The sequence below is a fragment of the Lactobacillus equicursoris DSM 19284 = JCM 14600 = CIP 110162 genome (assembly GCF_001434815.1).
Taxonomy (GTDB): Bacteria; Bacillota; Bacilli; order Lactobacillales; family Lactobacillaceae; genus Lactobacillus; species Lactobacillus equicursoris.
Genome location: NZ_AZDU01000140.1, coordinates 1 through 416 on the forward strand (window position 1 = coordinate 1; position 416 = coordinate 416).

1 protein-coding gene is annotated in these 416 nt (G+C 42.1%); it reads left to right on the top strand.

Features of this window, described 5'->3' with window-relative positions; all coding sequences use genetic code 11:
* The coding region (locus FC20_RS10980) for a hypothetical protein (protein ID WP_236697676.1) at positions 1 to 198 on the top strand (198 nt) is incomplete at its 5' end.
* Between the last annotated feature and the right edge of the window lie 218 nt (positions 199 to 416).

The following is a 416-nucleotide window of genomic DNA, read 5'->3' on the forward strand; positions in this document are numbered from 1 at the left end:
AGTTTATGGGACTTTATTTACAGTGGAGCTGAACATTTTCAGACCATGGTAAACATGCTTCCAGACGTTGATTTTTTAATACGGACAGCTTATCCAGAAAAAATGATCAAGGTTGAAGCTCTTTTTAACTACGTAAGCAAGCGATTCGATCCCTCGACGCATGTCAGTTTTACCGCAAACAATAAATACGCAACCTAGTTTCGCCAGATCAATTATTAGTTCAATAACCTGTCTACGACTTCCAGCATTAGCTCGCTAGTGGCATCACTGTAGAATGACAGCTCAACCCCATGGACTTCAGGTTAAGAACAAGCCGGTTCTTTCCGGGCCTATTCTTAGGTCTGATTCTGTCCTTTGGCAGCTCGAGCGGTACGATTGGATGTTTAGTCATAATATCGTGTTCCTCCGTATTCAAT